At 69.4% G+C, this 21,617-nt stretch carries 19 protein-coding genes; 4 read left to right on the top strand and 15 right to left on the bottom strand.

What is annotated here, in order from left to right; all coding sequences use genetic code 11:
• Positions 1–25: 25 nt before the first annotated feature.
• On the bottom strand, positions 26–1,435 hold the full coding sequence (locus HPY32_RS08395) for a DNA polymerase IV (protein ID WP_067596092.1): 1,410 nt from the start codon (positions 1,433–1,435) through the stop codon (positions 26–28).
• 269 nt (positions 1,436–1,704) lie between these two features.
• Here HPY32_RS08395 and HPY32_RS08390 point away from each other — a divergent pair, with 269 nt between their 5' ends.
• On the top strand, positions 1,705–2,586 hold the full coding sequence (locus tag HPY32_RS08390) for a UTP--glucose-1-phosphate uridylyltransferase (protein ID WP_067591691.1): 882 nt from the start codon (positions 1,705–1,707) through the stop codon (positions 2,584–2,586).
• 5 nt (positions 2,587–2,591) lie between these two features.
• Here the strand turns inward: HPY32_RS08390 and HPY32_RS08385 are convergent, their stop codons facing one another.
• The gene (locus HPY32_RS08385) at positions 2,592–3,038 is read right to left on the bottom strand and encodes a MarR family winged helix-turn-helix transcriptional regulator (protein WP_067591694.1); all 447 of its coding nucleotides are present in this window, start codon (positions 3,036–3,038) and stop codon (positions 2,592–2,594) included.
• Between the two features lie 55 nt (positions 3,039–3,093).
• On the opposite strand from HPY32_RS08385, the gene HPY32_RS08380 reads away from it, so the two are divergent.
• Together HPY32_RS08380 and HPY32_RS08375 are read left to right on the top strand one after the other, a co-directional pair.
• Complete coding sequence (locus HPY32_RS08380) at positions 3,094–4,116, top strand: ABC-2 transporter permease (protein ID WP_067591697.1); 1,023 nt, start codon at positions 3,094–3,096, stop codon at positions 4,114–4,116.
• Positions 4,117–4,234: 118 nt separating this feature from the next.
• Positions 4,235–4,765 carry an NlpC/P60 family protein gene (locus tag HPY32_RS08375; RefSeq protein WP_156674603.1) on the top strand — a complete coding sequence of 177 codons (531 nt, stop codon included), beginning with the start codon at positions 4,235–4,237 and terminating at the stop codon, positions 4,763–4,765.
• Positions 4,766–4,879: 114 nt separating this feature from the next.
• Here the strand turns inward: HPY32_RS08375 and HPY32_RS08370 are convergent, their stop codons facing one another.
• The 3 genes from HPY32_RS08370 to pruA form a co-directional block, all read right to left on the bottom strand.
• The gene (locus HPY32_RS08370; protein WP_067591703.1) at positions 4,880–6,187 is read right to left on the bottom strand and encodes an MFS transporter; all 1,308 of its coding nucleotides are present in this window, start codon (positions 6,185–6,187) and stop codon (positions 4,880–4,882) included.
• A 348-nt stretch (positions 6,188–6,535) separates the two neighbouring features.
• Entirely contained in the window at positions 6,536–7,555 is a 1,020-nt protein-coding gene (locus tag HPY32_RS08365) for a proline dehydrogenase family protein (RefSeq protein ID WP_067591706.1), read from the bottom strand.
• Positions 7,555–9,207, bottom strand: a complete 1,653-nt coding sequence (gene pruA, locus HPY32_RS08360) for an L-glutamate gamma-semialdehyde dehydrogenase (protein WP_067591709.1) — start codon at positions 9,205–9,207, stop codon at positions 7,555–7,557. Before pruA ends, HPY32_RS08365 begins: the two co-directional genes overlap by 1 nt.
• Before the next feature lie 79 nt (positions 9,208–9,286).
• Between pruA and HPY32_RS08355 the strand changes: the two genes are divergently transcribed.
• Positions 9,287–10,951: a PucR family transcriptional regulator gene (locus tag HPY32_RS08355; protein ID WP_067591713.1), complete on the top strand. Its 1,665-nt coding sequence runs from the start codon at positions 9,287–9,289 to the stop codon at positions 10,949–10,951.
• Between the two features lie 4 nt (positions 10,952–10,955).
• Here HPY32_RS08355 and HPY32_RS08350 read toward each other — a convergent pair whose 3' ends face one another.
• From HPY32_RS08350 to HPY32_RS08305, 10 genes are all read right to left on the bottom strand, one after another.
• A complete protein-coding gene (locus HPY32_RS08350; RefSeq protein WP_067591717.1) occupies positions 10,956–11,504 on the bottom strand; it encodes a 3'-5' exonuclease in 549 nt (182 codons plus the stop codon).
• Complete coding sequence (ileS, locus tag HPY32_RS08345; RefSeq protein ID WP_067596093.1) at positions 11,501–14,680, bottom strand: isoleucine--tRNA ligase; 3,180 nt, start codon at positions 14,678–14,680, stop codon at positions 11,501–11,503. Before ileS ends, HPY32_RS08350 begins: the two co-directional genes overlap by 4 nt.
• Positions 14,681–14,985: 305 nt before the next feature.
• On the bottom strand, positions 14,986–15,186 hold the full coding sequence (locus HPY32_RS08340) for a hypothetical protein (RefSeq protein ID WP_067596094.1): 201 nt from the start codon (positions 15,184–15,186) through the stop codon (positions 14,986–14,988).
• 96 nt (positions 15,187–15,282) lie between these two features.
• Positions 15,283–16,122, bottom strand: coding sequence for a DivIVA-like cell division protein Wag31 (wag31, locus tag HPY32_RS08335; protein WP_098694100.1), 840 nt, complete (start codon positions 16,120–16,122; stop codon positions 15,283–15,285).
• 73 nt (positions 16,123–16,195) lie between these two features.
• Positions 16,196–16,498, bottom strand: a complete 303-nt coding sequence (locus tag HPY32_RS08330; RefSeq protein ID WP_067591723.1) for a YggT family protein — start codon at positions 16,496–16,498, stop codon at positions 16,196–16,198.
• A gap of 125 nt (positions 16,499–16,623) precedes the next feature.
• Positions 16,624–17,418 (bottom strand): cell division protein SepF, encoded by a 795-nt coding sequence (locus tag HPY32_RS08325; RefSeq protein ID WP_067591727.1) that lies wholly within the window; start codon positions 17,416–17,418, stop codon positions 16,624–16,626.
• A 188-nt stretch (positions 17,419–17,606) separates the two neighbouring features.
• Positions 17,607–18,356 (bottom strand): YggS family pyridoxal phosphate-dependent enzyme, encoded by a 750-nt coding sequence (locus tag HPY32_RS08320; RefSeq protein ID WP_067591730.1) that lies wholly within the window; start codon positions 18,354–18,356, stop codon positions 17,607–17,609.
• Between the two features lie 28 nt (positions 18,357–18,384).
• Positions 18,385–19,119, bottom strand: a complete 735-nt coding sequence (pgeF, locus tag HPY32_RS08315; RefSeq protein ID WP_067591733.1) for a peptidoglycan editing factor PgeF — start codon at positions 19,117–19,119, stop codon at positions 18,385–18,387.
• A 147-nt stretch (positions 19,120–19,266) separates the two neighbouring features.
• On the bottom strand, positions 19,267–20,505 hold the full coding sequence (gene ftsZ, locus HPY32_RS08310; RefSeq protein ID WP_067591736.1) for a cell division protein FtsZ: 1,239 nt from the start codon (positions 20,503–20,505) through the stop codon (positions 19,267–19,269).
• A gap of 359 nt (positions 20,506–20,864) precedes the next feature.
• A complete protein-coding gene (locus HPY32_RS08305; protein ID WP_082871619.1) occupies positions 20,865–21,617 on the bottom strand; it encodes a cell division protein FtsQ/DivIB in 753 nt (250 codons plus the stop codon).

The raw sequence follows: 21,617 nt of genomic DNA, 5'->3' as shown, positions 1-21,617 counted from the left end.
GTGGCCTCACGCTACCCGTCGAAATTCAACGAAGACTAAGGAGCGGATCGGCCGGGGAAAGATCGACATCGTCGGCTGCGAACGTATACGCCGGACCCGGCCCTGTCGAGCGTGTCTCGAAGCGAATTGTTACGCGTCCGTGCCCACTGCCCTGCACCCAGCCGTGTCCGTGCTCACGATGGGCGACGTCGCGGCCCGGATACCAGAAGGCGGTGGTGTAGGAGCGCGTCGCGGGTGGTATGGCGGGGGTCCCGGCCAAAAGCGTGCCGGGACCAGAGTTGGTGGTGGCGCCGGGACCAGAGTTGGGGGCGTCGGCCGCGAGCGCCAATGTGGGCTCGGGCGAGACGAATTCGTCGAGTTCGGCGGCGGCGCGGGCGCGGCGCGGCTCCAGCGTCTGGTCCAATTCGGGAAACAGCGACTCCTGCCGGATCGCGGACAGGCCGCCGAAACCCACGCCCACCAGGCGAATCGGGCCGAGCTCGCCCGGGTCGATGGCCGAGCGCACTGCGGCGGCGGTCAGCGTGGTCAGGTCCTCGGTGGCGTAGGGCAGGGTGAAGGAGCGGGTGACGATGCCCATGTCGGCCTTCTTCAGCTTCAGCACCACCGTGCGGGCGGCGCGGCCGTCCTCGGTCAGGCGGCGGTAGGCGGCCGCGGCCATCTTCTCGATCGCCGCGCGCAGCTGGGCGAGGGTGAGAATGTCGCTCTCGTAGGTGGTTTCGGCGCTGATCTGCTTGGCCTCGGTGCGCTCGGCGACCGGGCGGTCGTCGATGCCGCGGGCCAGCCGGTGCAGGGCCGCCCCGACCGCGCCGCCCAGCAGCGACATCGCCTCCTGTTCCGGGAGGGCCGCGAACGCGCCGACCGTCTCGATACCCACCGAGCGCAACCGGTTCTCGGCCACCGGGCCGATGCCCCACAGCTTGCGCACCGGCAGCCCGCCCAGCAGCGCCTGCTGCTCGGCGGGCGAGATCACCCGCACCCCATCGGGTTTGGCCATGCCGGAGGCGATCTTGGCCAGCTGCTTACCGGTGCCCGCGCCGACCGACGCGACCAGGCCGGTCCGATCGCGCACCAGGGCGCGCAACTGCTCGCAGAATTCCAGCACCTCGCGCACGCTGGCGCCGACCAGCTCGGCGGGCTCGGCGAACGCCTCGTCGAACGACAGCGTCTCCAGCACCGGAATGCGCGAGCGCAGCGCGTCGAACACCTGCCCGCTCACCTCGCCGTAGATCACGCCGCGCGGCGGCACCACCACCGCGGTGACCCCCACCAGCCGCCGCGCCATATGCATCGGCATGGCCGAGCGGGCCCCGAACACCCGCGCCTCGTAACTGGCGCCCGCCACCACGCCCCGGCCCCCGGTGCCCCCGACCAGCACCGGGCGGCCGCGCAGCGTGGGCCGGGTGAGCTGCTCGCAGGACGCGAAGAAGGCATCCATATCGATGTGCAGCACCCAGCGCCGGGCGGTGACCTCGAGATCCGCTCGCCCGATTCCCGGACTCGCCGCTCCGGCTGCGGAATTGCTGTCGGATTCCTGGGGATCCGAGCCCGGCGCCCCCTCCCCCGCCGCCGTCTGCCCGACCCCTGCGGACACGCTCCGACCAGGTAAAAGCCTGGCCTTAGCCGGGTCGGGGGAGATCGTCACAACGCGAAATCTACGCTCGGCTACCGACATATCCGACCGCCGCCGTATGTGATGATCGGACCATGACTATCCGCAAGGCCGTGATCCCCGCCGCCGGCATCGGTTCTCGCCTGCTGCCGCTGACCAAGGCCATCCCCAAGGAGATGCTGCCGGTCGGCGACAAACCGGTCATCGAGCACACGGTGCGCGAGCTGGTGGCCTCGGGTATCACCGACATCACCATCGTGGTGAGCGCCGGAAAGTCGCTGATCCAGGACCATTTCCGGCCGAATCCGGCACTGGTGGCGCAGCTGCGCTCCGACGGCAAGACCGCCTACGCCGACGCCGTGGAGGAGGTCGGCGAGCTCGGCCGCCTCGGCCACATCACCTATCTGGATCAGCACGGTCCGTACGGTAACGGCACGCCGGTGCTCAACGCCGCCCGCAACCTGGGCGACGAGCCGATGCTGGTGCTGTGGCCCGACGACGTGTTCGTCGCCGAGGTGCCGCGCGCCCAGCAGCTCATCGACGCCTACACCAGGACCGAGGCCCCGGTGCTGGCGCTGATGCCGATGGATATCGCCGACTCGCAGCGCTACGGCGTGCCGGTGGTCGAGCAGGAACACGAGTCGGGCCTGCTGCGCATCAGCGGGCTGCGGGAGAAGCCCAAGCCCGAGGACGCGCCCTCGGCGTACGCCGCGATCGGCGGGTACGTGGTCACCCCGGGCATCGTCGACGAGCTGCACCGGCAGGTGCAGCAGTGGTACACCCACCGCACCGGCGAGGTGTACCTGACCGACGCCATCAATGCCTTCGCCGCCTCGAATCCGGTGTACGGCCAGGTGATTCGCGGCAGCTGGTACGACACCGGCAACCCGGCCGACTACCTGATCGCCCAATTCGCCTCGGCCCTGGCCCATTCCGACTACGGTCCGCTGCTGCGCGGATTGGTGAACGGGCAGTAGGCGCCTCAGTAGTTGTCGGGCGCGTTGTAGCGCATCAGGTATCGGGCCAGTTGGGCGATGTCGTGGTCGTCCCAGTCGTGTAGCCGCTCGGTGAAGGCGCCGCGGCGCGACCGCTCGGCCTCGCGGGCGACGCGTTTGCCCGCCGCGGTGGCGCGCAGAATGTGGTTGCGGCGGTTGGCCGGGTCCACCTCCTTGGCGAGATAGCCCTGCTGCTCCAGGCTCGCCACCTGGCGGCTGACCGTCGACTTGTCGAGCAGGAAGTGCTCGGCCAGTTCCGCGGCCAGGCAGCCGTCGCGGTCGATGATCAGATCGAGAATGCTCGCCGCCACCAGCGACAGCCCCGGGTGCAGTTCCGCGGCCCGGCCCCGCGCCCGCCGCGCGAACGCGGTGAGCTCGCGCTGAATGACCTGGATCGCCGCCTCGCGGCTCGGGAATGCGGGCTCCGGCTTCATAGTTGTATAGTACAACGATTGATAGTTGTATTTACCAACCTTTGGAGCGAATCCCATGGCCTTACCCCAGCTTCGGCACGTCGCGGCCCATCTGCTGACACCGCTGCTCATGTGCGTGGGCATGGCGCTGGCCTACCTCGGCGCCTTCCATCAGCCCGAGCCCCATCACCTGCAGGTGGCGATCGTCGGCGACAGCGCCCAGGTGAAGGTGCTGGCCCAGACGCTGAAGGACCGGGCGGGCGACGCGCTCGAGGTGGTCACGCTGCCCAGCCGCGACGACGCGGTGCGCCAGCTGCGCGACCGCGAGCTGGCCGGGGCCTACGTGCCCGACGCGCAGCGCCCGGAACTGCTGGTGGCCAAGGCCGGATCCGATACCACCGCGATGGCGGTGCAGGCGGTGTTCGGTCAGGTCGCGGCGCAGCAGAACGTGCCGCTGACAACCACCGACATCACCGCGCTGGCGGGCGGCGATCCGACCGGGCAGGGGCTGTTCTTCCTGCTGGTGGCGCTGAGCATCGGGTCCTACGGCAGCGTGGCCGCGATCGGCGCGGCGGGTGCGGGCATGCGCATGGGCGTGCGCGCGCTGATCGGGCTGGTGACCTCGCTGCTGGTGAGCGTGATCGGCATCGTGGTGGCCGGTCCGGTGTTCCACATCATCGACCACGATTACGCGCAGATCTGGGCGATGGGCTGGCTGTATTCGGCGGGCATCCTGATGATCGGCATCGGCCTGCACACCTTCGCGAAGCGGTGGACCACGCTGGCGCTCATGGTGCTGTTCGTCATGCTGAACTTCACCACCTCCGGCGGCATCTACCGCCCCGAGCTGCAGGGCGGTTTCTTCGGTGCGCTGCATGCCTTCTGGAACGGCGCGGGCTTCGTCGAGGGCGCGCGCAGCCTGCTCTACTTCGACGGCCGCGGCGGCTTCGACGGCCGAATCACCAGCCTCGTCCTGTGGTTCGCGACTGGCCTGATCCTGATCGCCGTCGCCGGAGCCCACGAACGCCGCCAGCCCACGATCCCCCCGCAGGCCCGCCACGCCGCAGAGGAGGAGATGGAAGAGGCGGTCGGCGTCTGACCGAGATGATCTTGTGGCCCGAATTGGCAACGCGTCGGCAAACGTTGACTCTATAGTTGACGGTTGAAGTTCTGAGCGGTACCGACTGTCCCAGCGAGAGCTGACCGGAGGCGAGTACATGGCGAGGACTATGCGCAGGATGGGCCGGGTGATGGTGGCGGCCGCGGCGGCGCTGCTGGTCGCGGGGCCGGGCATCGCGTCGGCGGAGACCGGATCGGCCGATGCCGGGAGCAGTTCCGGGTCCGGCACCGGGTTCGCCTCGGGCAGCGCCAGCGGGTCGGCGACGCTACCGGTGGCCAGCCCGCGCGCCATGGCGGCCCTCAGCATCGCCACCACCCAGACCGGCAAACCCTACGAGTGGGGCGCCACCGGCCCGAACTCCTTCGACTGTTCCGGCCTGGTGCAGTGGGCATTCCGCCAGGTCGGCATCCTGCTGCCCCGCACCACCTGGCAGCAGGCCCAAGCCGGCAGCCCGGTCCCGTTCGGCGCGATGATGCCCGGCGACGTGGTCATAGTGAACCGCGACGGCTCCCACGAGGGCATCTACACCGGCGCGGGCCAACTATTCAACGCCCATTCCCAGGGCGTCCCGGTGGGCCTCACCCCACTCTCCGAATTCCAGATCTACGCGATCCGCCGGTTCTTCTGATCCCGGCCAAGAGCGCGCCGGGATGACGGGATAGGGCACGCCGGGATGACGAGACAGGGCACGCCGGGATGACAGGAGGAGGCGCGCCGGGATGGCGGGATGGGCGCGCTCGGATCACACCTCGGTGAGGTCGTGGTCGCGGGTTTCGGGGAGGGCGAGGATGGAGAGGAGGGAGAGCAGGCCCATGGCTGCCAGGAACGGGCCGATTGCGGTGGTGCCGTGGGTTTGGGCGAGGCGGGCGACGAGGAGGGGGCCGAAGCCGCCGCCCAGGACGCCGCCGAGGTTGTAGGCGATGCCCGCGCCGGAGTAGCGCACGTCGGTGCCGAACAGTTCCGGCAGGAATGCGCCCACCGGGCCCCACACCGCGCCCATGCACACCAGCGGGCCGCAGACGGCGAGCGCGATCAGCACCGTGTTGCCGGTGTTCAGCAGCGGGAACAGCAGCAGGCCCCACACCATCCCGAGGGCGACGCCACCCAGCAGCAATCGGCGGCGGCCGATCGTGTCGGACCAGTGCGAGGCGACCAGCGTCGCCACCCCGGACAGGGTGATCGCCAGCAGCGTCAGGCCCAGCATCGTACTGCGGGGCACGCCAACGGTTTTCGTGGTGTAGGTCAGGCCGTAGGTGGAGGCGGTGAAGAACATCACGTTGAGCAGCACGATGCTGCCCGCGCCGAGCAGCAGCTGCTTCGGGTAGCGCCGCACCACCGCGGCGACCGGCACCCGGGTGGTGCGCCGCGCGGCCGACAGCGCCGCGAACGCCGGAGTCTCGGTGACCCGCAACCGCATTCGCAGCCCGAACACCACCAGCACGAACGACAGCAGGAACGGCACCCGCCAGCCCCACGTGTCGAACGACTGCTTGGGCAGCAGCTCCGACAACCCCCAGAACACCGCGATCGCCACGAAATTACCCACGGGCGAACCCATTTGCGGCGCGGCCGCGAACAACCCGCGCCTGCCCGCCGGTGCGTGCTCGGTGGACAGCAGGACCGCCCCGCCCCATTCGCCGCCCAGGCCCAGGCCCTGCAACACACGCAACAGCACCAGCAGCACCGGCGCGGCCACGCCGAGCGTCGCATACCCGGGCAGCAGGCCGATGACCGCGGTGGACAGCCCCATCAGCAGCAGCGTCGCCACCAGCGTGGTCTTGCGGCCGACGCGATCGCCGAAGTGCCCGAACACGATCGCGCCCAGCGGTCGCGCGACGAATCCGATCGCGAAGGTGGCCAGGGCCGCCAGGGTGCCCGCGGCGGGCGACAGCGTCGGGAAGAATTTCTCGTTCAGGACCAGGGCCGCGGCGGTGCTGTAGATGTAGAAGTCGTAGCACTCGATCGCGGTGCCGACGAAGGCGGCGGTGGCGATGGTCCGCCCGTCGGCGGCCGAAACGGGGCCGGACAGGGTCGGCGCGGTGTGGTTCACGAAGGTCCTCGGTGCAAGGGTCGAATCGCGGTCATCGTACGGCCCCGGCCAAAAGCATGCCGGGGCCAGATGACTGGAAAGCGCATGCCCGGGGCCAGATGACTGGAAAGCGCATGCCCGGGGCCAGATGAGGGAAAGCGACCCACCGCGCTCGGCGGGCGTAGCCAGGTGGCGTCACTGGGGTGCCACGCCCGCCGAGCGGCGGCTTGCGCTTCTCGCGACGCTCTCGCGCGGCGGGAAGATCACCGGTTGTGCAGATCACACTGCGGTGACTGCTGTAACCATAGCACTATTTACCGTTGAACAGCGGCACGTTCTGTAACGGTCCAATTTTGGTTGGGCAGCGGCCTACTTCCCCGGTGCGGCAGACCGGAGGAAGAACATGAGGTTGGCGGGCCGTTCGGCCAGCCGACGCACGAAGTAGCCGTACCACTGATCGCCGAACGGCACGTACACCCGCAGGTGCTGGCCCAGAGCGGTGAGCCGCTGCTGTTCGGCGGGGCGGATGCCGTAGAGCATCTGGAACTCGAAGTCGTCGCGGCCGCGGTGCACCGAGGTCGCCAGCAACGCCGCCGCCTCGATCATCGCCGGATCGTGCGTGGCGACCATCGGATATCCCTTGCCCTGCATGAGAATCCGCAGGCAGCGCAGGTAGGAGGCGTCCACGTCGCGCTTGCGCCGGAAGGCCACCGCCTCGGGCTCGTTGTAGGCGCCCTTGCACAGCCGGATGCGCGCGCCCTCGTCGGCGAAGGCCCGGCAGTCGTCCTCGGTGCGCCGCAGGTACGCCTGCAGCACGGTGCCGACCGTCTCGGGATGGTCGCGGCGCAGCTCCCGCACGATCGACAGCGTCGAATCGGTGGTGGTGTGGTCCTCCATGTCGAAGGTGACCCACACCCCGGCCGCCGCGGCGGCCTCGACCACGGTGCTGGCATTGCGCAGCGCCACCGCGTGCCCGTCGTTCGGCAGCGCTTGGCCGAAAGCCGAGAGTTTTACCGAGACTTCGAGGGGGCGGGGGGAGGTCCCGGCCAAAAGCATGCCGGGACCATGGGTGGACGGCACGCCGGGATCATCAGCGGGAGTGGGCAACTGGGCCAGCGCCTGGATCATTGCCGAGTACTCCCGCACCGTGGCGTCGGCCTGGGCCGGGTCGACGGTGTCCTCGCCGAGGTAGTCGATGGTGACGAAGCGGTTGTCCCGCACCAGGTCCCGCACCGCGTGCAGGGCGGCCTCGCGGGACTCCCCCGCGACGAACCGGTCCACGATGCGGCGGGTCACCGGCATCCGGGTGATGCCGCGTTCGGCGCGTGGCGAGCGGGCGGCTGCCAGCAGCGCGGGCCGCAGCGGGTTGGTCAGCACGGGGGTACTCATCACTGGACCTCGGATTCCGGTGCCTGATGCGGATATTCGTGGCTGGTGGCCGCGACGAAGGTCTCCTTGACCGACCGCGGCGAGGTCCAGCGCAGCAGGTTCAGCGGGGAGCCCGCCTTGTCGTTGGTGCCCGAGGCGCGCGAGCCGCCGAACGGCTGCTGCCCCACCACCGCGCCGGTCGGCTTGTCGTTGACGTAGAAGTTGCCCGCGGCGAAACGCAGTGCCGCACCGGCCTTGTCGATCGCCGCGCGGTCCTGCGCGATGACCGCGCCGGTGAGCCCGTAGGCGGAGCCGCCGTCCATCAGGCGCAGTGCCTCGTCGAAGGCGTGCGGGCGCGAGTCGTCGTAGACGTGCACCGACAGGATCGGGCCGAAGTACTCGGTGCGGAACGCCTCGTCGGACGGGTCGTCGCCGAGCAGCAGGGTGGGCTCGACGAAGTAGCCGACGCTGTCGTCGTAGCCGCCGCCGGCGGCGACGGTCAGGCCCGGGGTGGCCTTGGCGCGCTCGATGGCGGCGACATTGCGGTCGAACGCGCGCCGATCGATTACGGCCCCACCGAAATTGGTGAAATCGGTGACGTCGCCGTAGCGCAGCGCGCCGACGGTGTCGATGAGCTCGTCGCCGATGCGCGACCACACCGACCTCGGCACGAACGCCCGCGACGCGGCCGAGCACTTCTGGCCCTGGAACTCGAAGGCGCCGCGAATCAGCGCGGTGCTCAGCACCTTCGGATCGGCCGACGGGTGCGCCAGCACGAAGTCCTTGCCGCCGGTCTCGCCGACCAGCCGCGGATAGGTGTGGTAGCGGTCGATATTCGTGCCGACCTCGCGCCACAGGTGCTGGAAGGTGCGGGTGGAGCCGGTGAAGTGGATGCCCGCCAGGCGCGGATCGGCCAGCAGCACGTCCGACACCTCCGGCCCGTGGCCGTGGACGAGGTTGATGACGCCCGGCGGCAGTCCGGCCGCCTCCAGCAGCCGCATGGTGTGGTACGCGGCGACCGCCTGCGTCGGCGACGGCTTCCACACCACGGTGTTGCCCATGAGAGCCGGTGCGGTGGGCAGGTTCCCGGCGATGGCGGTGAAGTTGAACGGGGTGATGGCGTAGACGAAGCCCTCGAGCGGGCGGTAGTCGGTGCGGTTCCAGACGCCGGGCGAGGAGATCGGCTGCTCGGCCAGGATGGTGCGGGCGAAGTGCACATTGAAGCGCCAGAAGTCGACCAGCTCGCACGGGGCGTCGATCTCGGCCTGGTAGGCCGTCTTGGACTGGCCCAGCATCGTTGCGGCGGCGATGGTTTCGCGCCAGGGCCCGGCCAGCAGATCGGCCGCGCGCAGGAAGACCGCGGCGCGCTCGTCGAAGGGCAGCGCCCGCCACGCGGCGCCCGCCCGGACGGCGGTGTTCACCGCGTCCTGCACGTCGGAGGTCTCCGCGACGGTGAAGGCGCCCAGCACGGCCGCGTGCTTGTGCGGCTGCACGACGTCGACGCGGGCGCCGGTCCCGGCGCGATGCTCGCCGTCGATCACATGGCAGATCTCGGTCGGGTTGTCCGCCAGTTCTCCGAGCGCGGCCCGCAGGCGGGCCCGTTCGGGGCTGCCCGGCGCGTAGGAGTTGACGGGTTCGTTGGACGGTGTCGGAACCGTGGTGATCGCGTCCATACCGAGCAATAAACCCCATTTCGGACAGCGCACCGTTGTCCTACGGGACGAATTGCCACATGCTTTTTCGTCCGATTGAATGAAGAGTGTGAACCGGCTCATACCGCTGTCCGAACTGCTATCGGCGCTGACCAGCTCCGTTGTCACCCTGATCGATGCGCCCGCGGGCGAGGACGTCGTGGCCGAGTCGGTGGCGTTCATGGATGTCGACGACCTGACCATGGAGATGCCGCCCGGACGGGCGCTGCCGGAGGTGTACCTGCAGGTCGGCGTCGACGACGAGCACGCCACCCGCTGGCTGCGCGATCTCGGGCGGCGCTGTCCGACCGAACACCGGCCGCGCGTGGTGTTCTCCAAGAGCGCCGGACCGGCGCTGCGCGCGGCCGCGCACGACGCCGGTATCGCGCTGGTCGCGGTGCATCCGCACGCCCGCTGGGAGATGGTGCACGCGCTGATCGGGCGGATTACCGGGCACGGCACCGGTCCGCGGGCGACCGTCGAATCGGTCCCCGCCCTGGATTCGGATCTGTTCGGCCTGGCGCATTCGGTGGCCGAGTCGACGCGCGGGCTGGTGTCCATCGAGGACGAACAGTGGCGCGTGCTGGCCTATTCGGCCGACAGCACCACCGCCGCCGATGCGGTGCGGCGGTCGTCGGTGCTGGGCAGGCAGGGGCCGACCGGATACATGCACTGGCTGCAGCGCGAGGGCGTGTTCGACCGATTGCGCAATACCGGTGACGTGGTGGAGGTTCCGGCTCGGGCGGAGTGGGAGACGCGGCGGCGCATCGCGATCGGCATCCGCGAGCCCGGCCGCCCCGGCGGGCGGCGCTCACGCACGGTACTGGGCACGATCTGGGTGCAGGAGGCCACCGAGCCGCTCGACGCCGACAGCTCCCAGGTGCTGCGCGGCGCGGCATCCATTGCGGCCCGGGCCATCTGGCGGACCATGCAGGCCCCGACCACCGACGCCCTGCTGATCCAGCGCCTGTTCGGCGCGCACGGCGGCGATGTCGACATCCCGGCCTTCGCCGAGACATTCGGCATGGCGGCCGACGGGCGGGCGGCGGTGATCGGCTTCGCCCGGCACGCGTCGCGGGCGCCGCACGAGGAGGCGATGCGGCGGGGCATGACCACACTTCGCCTGCACGCCAGCGCCTTTCGCCAGGACTGTGTGACCACGATGATCGGCGAGCGGCTGTATGTGCTGTTCCCCGAGCATCATTCGGTGGATCGGGTGAGCTCGTGGACCCGGCAGGTGATCGGCCAGCTCGCCGACCGCTCCGGGCTGAGCCTGCGCGCGGCCATCGCCGCGCCGGTGGCCGGGCTGGCCGATGTGGCGCGCGCCCGCGCCGAGGCCGACCGGGTGCTCGACCGCACCGCGAATCTGCCCACGGCCGAGGCGGTGACGACGCTGGCGCGCTCGCGCACCACGGTGCTGCTGGCCGAGATCCTGACCTTCATCGGCGACCATCCGGAGCTGCGCGATCCGCGCCTGGACACGCTCGTCCGCTACGACGAGAAGTACTCGGCCGAGCTGCGGCTGAGCATCGAGGCGTATCTGGCGCACCGCGGCGACGTCCGCAGGGCCGCCACCGAGCTGCGCATCCACCCGAACACCCTGCGCTACCGGATCCGGCGCGCCACCCAGCTGATGGGCATCGAGCTGGACTCCGCCCCGGACCGGCTGCTGCTGGAGATCCAGCTCGCCACCCACCGCCAGCACGGCGGCGAGGCGGCGGGCTGACTGCTCACCAGGTTCCGCGGCGCATCATGTCGAGGACGAGATTCGCGATGTTCCAGGCATCGTCGCCGCCGCGGTGGTGGGTACCCTCCAGCGGCAGCCCGGTCACCTCGAGCGCCTCGGCCATGCCGAAACGCTGTGTGGTGCCCCGGGATTCGGAGAACCGGCGCTTGGCATTGGTGTGCCGGTCACCGAACGGATACGCCACACCCGTTGCGGCGCACTGGCGTTCGAACTGACGGCGATCGTAGTCGCCCCAGCTCACCCAGGGCCGCTCGGCCGCGTGGTGCACCGTGCGCAGCAACTCGCAGGCGGCAGCGAAGTCGATACCGCCCGCGACCTGCTCCGGAGTGAGCGTGGTGAGCCGGGTACAGAACTCGCTCACCGTCGACCGCTCCGGCCGCACCAGAATGCTGTGCTTGTCCACCCGCTCCAGCGTCACCGAATCCAGCACACACAGCCCGATCTCGATGATCTCGCTCGCCTGCCCGGGCGGCGTCTTCCCCTCCCAGCAGGTGGCCTCCACATCGATGACGTTGAGGTAGCGCTCGGTCATGACGCCTTGGTGACCGCGGCCCGGACACCACCGACGAGATCGGCCGCGTCGGCGCCCGCGGCGCCGAAAGTGAGCGTGGTGGCGAGGATTTCACCGGCGATCAGGTCGCGGTGGGTTTCGGCCCAGCGCGCGCGGTCGGCGGGAACCTCGAGCACCACGGTGATGCGGTCGGAGACGTCCAGGCCCAGGGACTTGCGGGTCTCCTGGAGGTCGCGGATGAGGTCGCGGGCCCAGCCCTCGGCCTCCAGTTCCTCGGTGACCTCCGAATTCAGCACCACCAGACCGGCATTGCCGGGCAGCGGGGCCGTGGACTCCGGTTCGGCGGCGACCAGGCGCTGGGTGTACTCCTCGGGCAGCAGCTCGATTCCGGCGGCGCTGACCACACCCTGCGGGCTCTCGCTCCACTCCCCGGCCTTGACCGCCTTGATCACCGTCTGCACGTCCTTACCCAGGCGCGGCCCGGCGGCGCGGGCATTGACCACCAGTTCGAAGCGGCCGTGCACGGCGACATCGGTGGTCAGGTCGACCTTCTTGACATTGACCTCGTCGGCGATCAGATCCGTGAACGGGTGCAGCCGTTCGGCATCCGGGGCGGCGATGGTCACCTCGGACAGCGGCAGCCGCACCCGCAGGTTCTGGGCCTTGCGCAGGCTCAGCACCGTCGAGCACACCTCCCGCACCTCGTCCATGGCCGACACCAGCTCCGGGTCCCTGGGCAGTTCGGTCTCGGTCGGCCAGTCGGTCAGATGCACCGACCGCCCGCCGGTGAGCCCGCGCCAGATCACCTCGGTGATCAGCGGCAGCAGCGGGGCCGCAAGCCGGGTGGTCACCTCGAGCACGGTGTGCAGGGTGTCGATCGCATCGCGATCCTCCTCCCAGAACCGCGAACGCGACCGGCGCACATACCAATTGGTGAGCGCATCGGCGAACGAGCGCAATTCGTCGCAGGCGGCGGTGACGTCGTAGGTCTCGAGCGCGTCGGTCATCACGTCGCGGGTGGCCGCCAGCTTGCTCAGGATGTAGCGGTCCAGCACGTGCTGCGAATCCGTGCGCCACTCACCGGGTTTCGACGCGTACAGCTGCAGGAAGGTCCACGCGTTCCACAGCGGCCGCAGCGCATGGCTCACGCCCTCGCGGATACCGCGTTCGGTGACGATGAGGTTACCGCCGCGAAGTACGGGCGAGGCCATGAGGAACCAGCGCATGGCGTCGGAGCCGTCGCGGTCGAAGACCTCGTTGACGTCCGGGTAGTTGCCCTTGGACTTGGACATCTTCAGGCCGTCGTCGCCGAGCACGATGCCGTGCGCCACAGCCGATTTGAAGGCCGGGCGATCGAACAGCGCGGTCGACAACACGTGCAGGTGGTAGAACCAGGCCCTGGTCTGGCCGTTGTACTCGACGATGAAATCGCCCGGGTTGTGGGCGGGAGAATCGCCGGAGCCCTCGAACCACTCCTTGTTCTCGAACGGGTAGTGCACCTGCGCATAGGGCATCGACCCGGACTCGAACCAGCAGTCCAGCACCTCCGGGGTTCGCCGCATCATCGACTTCCCGGTCGGGTCATCGGGATTCGGGCGCACCAGCTCATCGATGCCGGGCCGGTGCAGATCGGCCGGGCGCACACCGAAATCACGCTCCAGCTGGTCGAGAGAGCCGTAGACGTCGACCCGCGGATAGGCCGGGTCGTCGGAGATCCACACCGGGATCGGCGCACCCCAGTAGCGGTTTCGGCTGATGTTCCAGTCGCGCGCGTTCTCCAGCCACTTGCCGAACTGACCGTCGCGGATGTGCTCGGGAACCCAGCTGATCTGCTGGTTGAGCTCCACCATGCGATCGCGGAACCTGGTGACCGCCACGAACCAGGACGGCACCGCCATGTAGATCAGCGGCTGCCCGGAGCGCCAGCTGTGCGGGTAGGAGTGCTCGATCGTCTCGTGCCGCAACAGCTTTCCGGCCGCCTTGAGGTCCTTGATGATGACCGGGTTGGCGTCGAAGACCATCAGGCCCTCGTACGGCGGCACCATCGAGGTGAACCGGCCGCCCTGATCCAGCGGCTGCACGATCTCGATTCCGTTGGCGGAGGCGACATCCATGTCCTCCTCACCGAACGCCGGAGCGAGATGCACCACGCCGGTACCGGAGTCGGTGGTCACGTAGTCGGCGTTGAGCACCCGGTGCGCGTTCGGGTGGCCGAGGAAGAAGTCGAACGGGGGCAGGTAGCGCAGGCCCGCCAGCGCCGCGCCCGAGTGCTCGGACAGCACGGTCGGCGCCTCGCCCACTTCCCGCGCGTAGTGCGAGACTCGTTCGGCGGCCAGCACATAGCGCTTGCCGTCCTTGCCCTCGACGTGCACGTAGGTGAGGTCCGGGTGCACCGCGACAGCCAGGTTGGACGGCAGCGTCCAGGGCGTGGTGGTCCAGATGAGCGCGTTGGCGCCGTCGAGCGCGTGCAAGGGGTGGTCCTCGGGCACCTGCAGCACCATGTCCACGGTGACCGCCGGGTCCTGCCGCATCCGGTAGGAGTCGTCCATGCGCGCTTCCTGGTACGACAGCGGCGTCTGTTCGTACCAGCTGTAGGGCAGCACCCGGAACCCCTGGTAGACAAGCCCTTTGTCGTACAGCGACTTGAACGCCCACATGACCGACTCCATGAAGTCGAGGTCGAGGGTCTTGTAGTCGTTGTCGAAGTCGACCCAGCGCGCCTGACGTGTCACATAGTTGCGCCACTCATTCGTATAGCGAAGGACCGAGGATTTGCACGCGGCATTGAATTCCGCGAGGCCCATCGCGTCGATCTGTGATTTGTCCGTGATACCGAGCTGTTTCTCGGCTTCGATTTCCGCGGGCAGACCGTGCGTGTCCCAGCCGAATCGCCGCTCCACCTTCTTGCCGCGCATGGTCTGGAAACGTGGGATCAAATCCTTGACGTAACCGGTCAGCAGATGGCCGTAATGCGGCAATCCGTTGGCGAAGGGCGGTCCATCGTAGAAGACGAACTCCTCAGCGCCGGCCCGGTTCCGGATGCTGGCCCGGAAGGTGTCGTCGGCGGCCCAGTAGTCGAGTACGCGCCGCTCCAGGTCGGGGAACGACGCCCCCGCGGCGGGCCGCGCAATCGACTCCGCGCCCTCGCCGAGATCTGCTCGCGGATAGGCGTTGCGGGTGGATGTCTCGTCCGCCATGGCGGCTGCGGTCTCCTCGTGCCGGCGCACCTGTTGCAGGCGCGTAACCAGTGGCACGGGGACGACCTCGGCGCCGGTGCGCCGAAACCGCGGTACCACCCCGTTTGTCCTCCCGGCCTCGTCGTCCGTACGACGGGACTTCCGTCCGGGAAGGACCTCTCGTTGCGAGCTGTGTCGGGCTCACCCGTTCGGTTCTACTGAGCGCCGCGCGCCGTTCTTCCGAAGGCTCCCCGGTGATAGCCGGATCACTGCCGTATGTACAGGTTTGATTGTAGCCAATACGGGCAACATGATATTCGTGCCCGCTAGCGCTTGGCGTGCCGACCCGGACGCGACTGGGAGTCGTCGTCGGAGTCGCGCATGGACAGCGCACTGACCAGCAGTAGCACCGCACCGACGACACACACCACGATGCAGCCCCACGCCCAGATCACCGATCCGGTGGTCAGGGCGGTCACCAGCAGGGCAAAACCGATGGCGGCCAGGACGAGCGTCAGAACGAGCATGGTCACCCCCTACGGGCCTGGTGGCTCGACGAGACTTCCGACCACACAACTGCGCCGACCGTTCCCGCGGCACGGGAGCGGCGATCCGCGTCGGATCTACTTGCCGCCCTGGGCGAACGAGGCCGGGGCGTGGTTGTTCGCGCCACCGATCGCGTCGAAGGACTCGCCGCCGTCCACCGGCACGGCCGAACCACGATTCTCCAGCTCCTCGAGCTGCGACTCCAGGTAGGACTTCAGCCGCACCCGGTACTCGCGCTCGAAGGTCTTGAGCTGCTCGATCCGGCTCTCCAGCACGCTGCGCTGCTGGGTGATGGTGGCCATGATCTCGGTGTGCTTGCGCTCGGCGTCGGCCTGCAGGCCGTCGGCCTTCTCCTTGGCCTGGCGCAGTTGGCTGTCGGAACGGGTCTGGGCGTCGGTGAGCATGGCGTCGGACTTCTGGCGAGCCTCGGCGATCATGCTCTCGGAGCGGTTGCGGGCGTCGGAAACCAGTCGCTCGGAATTCGCTCGCGCATTGGCGAGCAGCTGCTCGGCCTCGGTCTTGGCATCGCTGGTGAGCCGGTCGGCCATTTCCTGGGCCAGGCTGAGCACCTTGGCGGCCTGTAGGTTCGCGTCGGCGGCGCCCGCGTCCTTCGGGGGGGCGGGGGGTGCGACCGGCATGGGGGCCGGGGGTGCGACCGGCGCTGGCTTCGGCGGTTCCGGTTGCGGCGGAGCCGGTTTCACGGCCTGCGGCGCGGGGCGGGCCTTCTTGGCGTCGACCAGTTCGGCATCCAGCTCAGCAACTCGCTGGCGAAGGTCGGCGTTCTCCTCGATGAGGCGTGAGAGCTCCTGTTCGACGAGGTCGAGGAAGGCGTCGACTTCGTCCTCGTTGTAGCCGCGCTTCCCGATCGGCGGTTTGCTGAACGCGACGTTGTGCACATCGGCTGGGGTCAGCGGCATGGAAGGATCCCTTCACGCTTCGTACGGAGATCTAGCGGTAGATCTTGCAAGCTATTCTTCACGGCCCATTCTGTCACACCGGGGCTACCGGCTGCCCGAGCCTGCTCACGATCGACATCAGGATGAACACGATGAAAAGCAGCACCATAATCGACAGATCCAGGCGAATTCCACCCAGGTTCACCGGAGGTATCAACCGCCTCAGAAGTTTCACGGGCGGATCGGTGATCGTGAAGATCACCTCGAGGATGACGACGACGACACCGCGGGGATGCCAGTCGCGAGCGAAGCTTCGGATGAACTCGACGATCACTCGGCTGATCAACAACAGCCAGAAGAGGAACAGGAGTACATACAGCACCTGGAACAAGGGCACCTGACCACTTTGCCTCAGAATCGGTGTCCTGCAAACTCCCCGCGCCGTCCGGTCCGGCGTGACTCCCCCCGACGGCGGCGTGTCTACCCGGTCGACCAGCACACCGCAACACCCCCGGGCATGCGTTATTTCTGGTTGTAGAAGCCGGTTTCGGCGATGCGGCGGCGCTCCTCGGCCGATACGTCGACGTCGGCCGGTGAGAGCAGGAACACCTTGGTCGCGACCTTGTCGAACGAACCACGCAGTGCGAACGCGAGTCCCGCGGCGAAGTCGACGAGGCGGCGGGCGTCGGCGTTGCTCATCTCGACCAGGTCCATGATCACCGGCGTGCCGTCGCGGAACCGCTCACCGATGATGGCGGCCTCGGCGTAGGTGCGCGGGCGCAGCGTGGTGATCTTGGACAAGGGGCCTCCGTCCTCGAAGACCGGCGTGCGGCGCGGCGCCGGCTCGAAACGGGCCCGCTCCTCCATCCGTCGCTCTTCCATCCTCCGCTCGACCTCGGGGTCGACCGCCAGCGCGCCGTGGGTGGTGCCGCGCACCATGGGGGCGCCGCCGAACGGGGCGTCCGCGCCCGACCGGCCGCGCGAGGGCGCGGACTCGATGCGGGTGGGGCGGCGCGACGCCTCGTAACGGTCCTCGCCATAGGGCTCGTCGGCGTAGTCGTCGCGCCGGGCAACGGTGTAACCGGGCTGGTAGGGGGCCTTGTACGCGGGCTCGGGGTAGCCGGGCTCGTCGGCGTACCGGTCGTCGGCGAAGCGGGCGCGACCGGGAGCGTCGTAGCGGGGTTCGGCATAGTCGCGCGGGCGACGCGGACCACGTTCCTCGGCACCCCGCGCACCGCGGTCGTCGACGTAGTCGTCCTCGTAGTCCTCGAGCGGAACCATGCCGAAGTACGCCTTGAACCTATGCAGCGTGCTCATGCCTCCACCTCGCTGGCGCTCGGCTCCAGCACGAGCACGCTCGTGGCTGCGCCTTTTTTCCGCTCGCTGCGCTCGCTCATCCTGGTCGACCTTCCTACGGCACCCGGCTGGCCTGGGGTGTTGAAGTCCTGCTCAGTCCTCGTCCGCCACAAGCATATGTTTCGAATGTGACTGATGAGGTTTGTTTGCTATCCCGAGGTTATCGGTCGAGCGCCCATCAAGGCGGTACCGACACGCACGCAGGTGGAACCGTGTCGGATCGCGGCCTCCAGATCTCCCGACATGCCGGCCGACAGCTCGGTCGCCTCGGCGTGTCGGGTGAGCAGGTCGGCGTGCAGATCGGCCAGTCGCGCGAACTCGGGCTCGGGGTCGCGGTCCAGCGGCGGGATCGCCATCAGGCCCGCCAGCTGCAGGTTCTCCGCGCGCGCCACCAGATCGGCGAGGGCGGGCAGATCGGCGGGCGCGACACCGCCGCGGCTCGGGTCGCTGTCCAGGCTGACCTGGAGCAACACCCGTAGCGGAGCCTCCCGCTGCCCGGCCTGCAGGGCCAGCCCGGCGGCGGCGTCGAGGGTGGTTGCCAAGCGGTCGCTGTCGACCGAGTAGACGGTATGCGCCCAGCGCGCGACCGATTTGGCCTTGTTGCGCTGCAGCCGCCCGATCATGTGCCAGCGTATTTGGGACAGGTGTCCCAAAGAGGCCACCTTCGCCGCGGCCTCCTGCTCGCGCGATTCGCCGAAGTCGCGCCGACCCAGCCGGTAGAGGATTTCGATGTCCGAAGCCGGAAAGAACTTCGTGACCGGAAGCAATCGGACCCCGCCCGGATCGCGGCCCGCGGCGCGGCAGGCGGCGTCGATGCGCGCCGACAGGTCGGCCAGGGCGCGGGACAGGTCGGCCGCGCGGGTGGACTGCGCGGCGGCGGTGCCGGATTCGGCGGTCATGAACGATCTCCCTGCATTGCGAAACGAATCACTGTGCGGCCGACTCGGATTCCATCCAGATGACACCGGCGAGGCGGCCGGTGGGCGCGCCGCGGCGGTGGCTGAACAGCGTCGCGTCCTCGATCGTGCAGCGTGGGTCGACGGCGACCGCGCCGACGCCCGCCGCCTCCAGCTGCCGGCGGATACCGGCGCGCAGGTCCAGGCCCGGGGTGCCCGCGGCGGTGGTGGTGGCGCTGCCGGGCAGGTGGGCCTCCACATCGGCGCGCATGGCGGCGGGCACCTCGTACCGGCGGCCGCTCGCGGCCGGGCCGAGGAAGGCCCCGATGCGCTCGGGTCGCGCGCCCAGCGACAGCATGGCCTCCAGCACGCGCGGCACGATGCCGATGCGCGCGCCCACCCGCCCGGCGTGCACGGCCGCGATCACCCCGGCCTCGTCGTCGGACAGCAGGATCGGCACGCAGTCGGCGGTCAGCACCACCAGCGCCAGGCCCGGCACGGTGGTGACCAGCGCGTCGGTCACCGGAACCGGTTCCGCGCGCGGCCCGTCCACGATCTCGACGGCGCGGCCGTGCACCTGCTCCATCCAGACCAGCCGCTCCGGCGCCAGGCCGATCCCCTCGGCCAGCCGTATTCTGTTGCGCCGCACCGCCTCCGGGTCGTCACCGACGTGATCGCCCAGGTTGAACGAGTCGTAGGGGGCGCGGGAGAACCCGCCCGCCCGTGTCGTCGTCACACGTCTGGTCCGAACTACGGTCGCTGTCATACTCACGAGGTTAATAGCCACGTGACCTGTCCCTATGATCCCGGCATGCTTTTGGCCGGGATCTCACCAGCGGATCCCGGCCAAAAGCGCGCCGGGATCATGGGCGTGGACACGCCGGGAACGGGCGTGTCCACGCCGGGGTGAAACTCAGCGCCGCATGAACGAGGGGACGTCGACGTCGTCGTCGGTGTCCTCGTCGGGGGGCTGGATGTGGGTGCGGTTGTTCTGGCTGACGGTGGGCTCGGAGGCCGGGCGGGTGGGCTCGTAGGACGGGGCCGGGCCGCGCGAGACCGGGGCGGACGGCGCCGGGGCCGGGTCCGGGGCGGCGCGGGAACCACCGAAATCGCCGGTGCCGGAACGGGCCTGGCCCTGGCCGACCTCCCCGGCGCGCGCGGTGCCGATGGTGGCGCGGCCCGTGGTGTCGATGCGCCGGGCCGGGGTGCCGCCGTCGAAACCGGCCGCGATCACCGTGACGCGCACCTCGTCGCCGAGCGAGTCGTCGATCACCGTGCCGAAGATGATGTTCGCCTCGATGTGCGCGGCCTCCTGCACCAGCGACGCGGCCTCGTTGATCTCGAACAGTCCCAGATCCGAGCCGCCCGCGATGGATAGCAGCACACCGTGGGCGCCGTCCATGGACGCTTCCAGTAGTGGCGAGTTGATCGCCGCCTCGGCGGCCTTGACCGAGCGGCCCTCGCCGCGGGAGGAGCCGATGCCCATCAGCGCCGAGCCCGCGCCGGACATGACGCTCTTGACGTCGGCGAAGTCGACGTTGATCAGGCCGGGCGTGGTGATCAGGTCGGTAATGCCCTGAACACCGTTGAGCAGCACCTCGTCCGCGGAGCGGAAGGCGTCCATCAGGCTCACGGCGGCGTCGCCGAGCTGCAGCAGCCGGTCGTTGGGAATCACGATCAGGGTGTCGCAGGACTCGCGCAGCGCCTGGATCCCGGCCTCGGCCTGGTTGCTGCGGCGCTTGCCCTCGAACGAGAACGGCCTCGTCACCACGCCGATGGTCAGCGCGCCGAGCTTGCGGGCGATACCGGCCACGACCGGGGCGCCACCGGTGCCGGTGCCACCGCCCTCGCCCGCGGTGACGAAGACCATGTCGGCGCCCTTGAGCACCTCCTCGATCTCGTCCTTGTGGTCTTCGGCGGCGCGGCGGCCGACCTCGGGATCGGCGCCGGCGCCCAGGCCACGGGTGAGTTCACGACCGACGTCGAGCTTGACGTCCGCATCACTCATCAGCAGCGCCTGCGCGTCGGTATTGACCGCGATGAACTCGACTCCCTTGAGTCCCTGTTCGATCATCCGGTTGACGGCGTTCACGCCGCCGCCGCCGATACCGACGACCTTGATCACTGCAAGGTAGTTGTGCGGGGGCGTCATGGGCTCTCGCCTTCCTTCGATCCAAAGCCTGTCGTTTGCGGATTCTCGGCAGGACGCCGTCCGGTATTCGGTGCGGGCCGGGCCGGGCTTTCGTCCGGGCAAACCCTCAACCTCAACCATAGGGTCAGCGTTATGTCAAGTATCCGACTGTTGCGGAACGCTATTCGCACCCGCCTCAATACGCGCGCAGGCGCGCCGAAACGAGCGTCAGAATCTTGTGTGATCCGTCTCGTCCGAGCCCGCCCCGCATCGTATCGCGAACGGTTGCCCCCGATACCGGGAATCGTTCCCTGCGGCCGAGAGGTTTCGGATCGTGCTCGGGGCACTCACCGAAAACCGCGTAGGCACAACGGTATCCCCTACTTTACCGTCACCAGTTCAGGACTCGAAATGTCGAATACCGTTCCGGGACGGCTGAGTACGGGCAGCACCACCGCCGCCTTGCGTTCGGAGTCGGCCGGACCGCCCCACAGCACGGTGCGCCCGTCCCGCAGATTCAGCCCGATGTCCGAAACCGACCGGGCCACAACCTCTCCCACCTGGGCACGCAGCGCGGGCGGCGCCGCCGCGAGCACCGCCACGGCGGCCCGAGTGACCGGGTCGCTACCGCCGGGATGATCGGTGGTGAGCTTCGGGGTGCCGGGCGGCGGCGGCTCGATGGCGAACTCCACGCCCTCGGCGTCGAGCAGGTGCGGCCCCTCCGGGCTGTCGAAGAACAGGGCCGCGGTGCGCTCGTCCACGGTGACCCGCACGGTGGACGGGAACACCCGCTGCACCCGGGCCGAGCGCACCTTGGGCAGCGCCGCGACCCGGCGCGCGATGGCGTCGGTGTCGATGCGCAGGATGGATTCGCCCTCGGGGATCTCCAGTACCCGGCGCACCTGCTGCTCGGGCACCGCGCCCAGGCCCTCGACGCGCACCGTGCGAACCGACAGCACCGGGGTGAACCAGGCGACGGCGGCGAGCACGATCAGCGCGACGACCCCTGCGCCGCCCCACAGCAGCCATCGGCGCGGCGGCACCCACCGCACCCCGAGGCGGCGCACCCGGCGGGTCCGCGCCTCGGCGGCCGGGCGGGTGCGCCGGGTGCGAGTGCCGCGCGTGCCGGTCAT

Source organism: Nocardia terpenica (assembly GCF_013186535.1).
GTDB classification, from domain to species: Bacteria; Actinomycetota; Actinomycetes; order Mycobacteriales; family Mycobacteriaceae; genus Nocardia; species Nocardia terpenica.
This window is presented reverse-complemented; position numbering and strand designations above follow the sequence as displayed.

What these genes read in the sequence shown, in the direction of transcription:
- HPY32_RS08320 (WP_067591730.1), bottom strand. Translation starts at nt 18,356, where the DNA reads ATGACCGCCGAATCCGGCACCGCCGCCGCGCAGTCCACCCGCGCGGCC.
- HPY32_RS08365 (WP_067591706.1), bottom strand. Translation starts at nt 7,555, where the DNA reads ATGAGTACCCCCGTGCTGACCAACCCGCTGCGGCCCGCGCTGCTGGCA.
- HPY32_RS08350 (WP_067591717.1), bottom strand. Translation starts at nt 11,504, where the DNA reads ATGACCGAGCGCTACCTCAACGTCATCGATGTGGAGGCCACCTGCTGG.
- HPY32_RS08395 (WP_067596092.1), bottom strand. Translation starts at nt 1,435, where the DNA reads ATGGATGCCTTCTTCGCGTCCTGCGAGCAGCTCACCCGGCCCACGCTG.
- HPY32_RS08385 (WP_067591694.1), bottom strand. Translation starts at nt 3,038, where the DNA reads ATGAAGCCGGAGCCCGCATTCCCGAGCCGCGAGGCGGCGATCCAGGTC.
- HPY32_RS08390 (WP_067591691.1), top strand. Translation starts at nt 1,705, where the DNA reads ATGACTATCCGCAAGGCCGTGATCCCCGCCGCCGGCATCGGTTCTCGC.
- HPY32_RS08355 (WP_067591713.1), top strand. Translation starts at nt 9,287, where the DNA reads ATGAAGAGTGTGAACCGGCTCATACCGCTGTCCGAACTGCTATCGGCG.
- HPY32_RS08325 (WP_067591727.1), bottom strand. Translation starts at nt 17,418, where the DNA reads ATGAGCACGCTGCATAGGTTCAAGGCGTACTTCGGCATGGTTCCGCTC.
- HPY32_RS08375 (WP_156674603.1), top strand. Translation starts at nt 4,235, where the DNA reads ATGGCGAGGACTATGCGCAGGATGGGCCGGGTGATGGTGGCGGCCGCG.
- ileS (WP_067596093.1), bottom strand. Translation starts at nt 14,680, where the DNA reads ATGGCGGACGAGACATCCACCCGCAACGCCTATCCGCGAGCAGATCTC.
- wag31 (WP_098694100.1), bottom strand. Translation starts at nt 16,122, where the DNA reads ATGCCGCTGACCCCAGCCGATGTGCACAACGTCGCGTTCAGCAAACCG.
- HPY32_RS08305 (WP_082871619.1), bottom strand. Translation starts at nt 21,617, where the DNA reads ATGACCGGCACGCGCGGCACTCGCACCCGGCGCACCCGCCCGGCCGCC.
- HPY32_RS08340 (WP_067596094.1), bottom strand. Translation starts at nt 15,186, where the DNA reads ATGCTCGTTCTGACGCTCGTCCTGGCCGCCATCGGTTTTGCCCTGCTG.
- HPY32_RS08380 (WP_067591697.1), top strand. Translation starts at nt 3,094, where the DNA reads ATGGCCTTACCCCAGCTTCGGCACGTCGCGGCCCATCTGCTGACACCG.
- pgeF (WP_067591733.1), bottom strand. Translation starts at nt 19,119, where the DNA reads ATGACAGCGACCGTAGTTCGGACCAGACGTGTGACGACGACACGGGCG.
- pruA (WP_067591709.1), bottom strand. Translation starts at nt 9,207, where the DNA reads ATGGACGCGATCACCACGGTTCCGACACCGTCCAACGAACCCGTCAAC.
- ftsZ (WP_067591736.1), bottom strand. Translation starts at nt 20,505, where the DNA reads ATGACGCCCCCGCACAACTACCTTGCAGTGATCAAGGTCGTCGGTATC.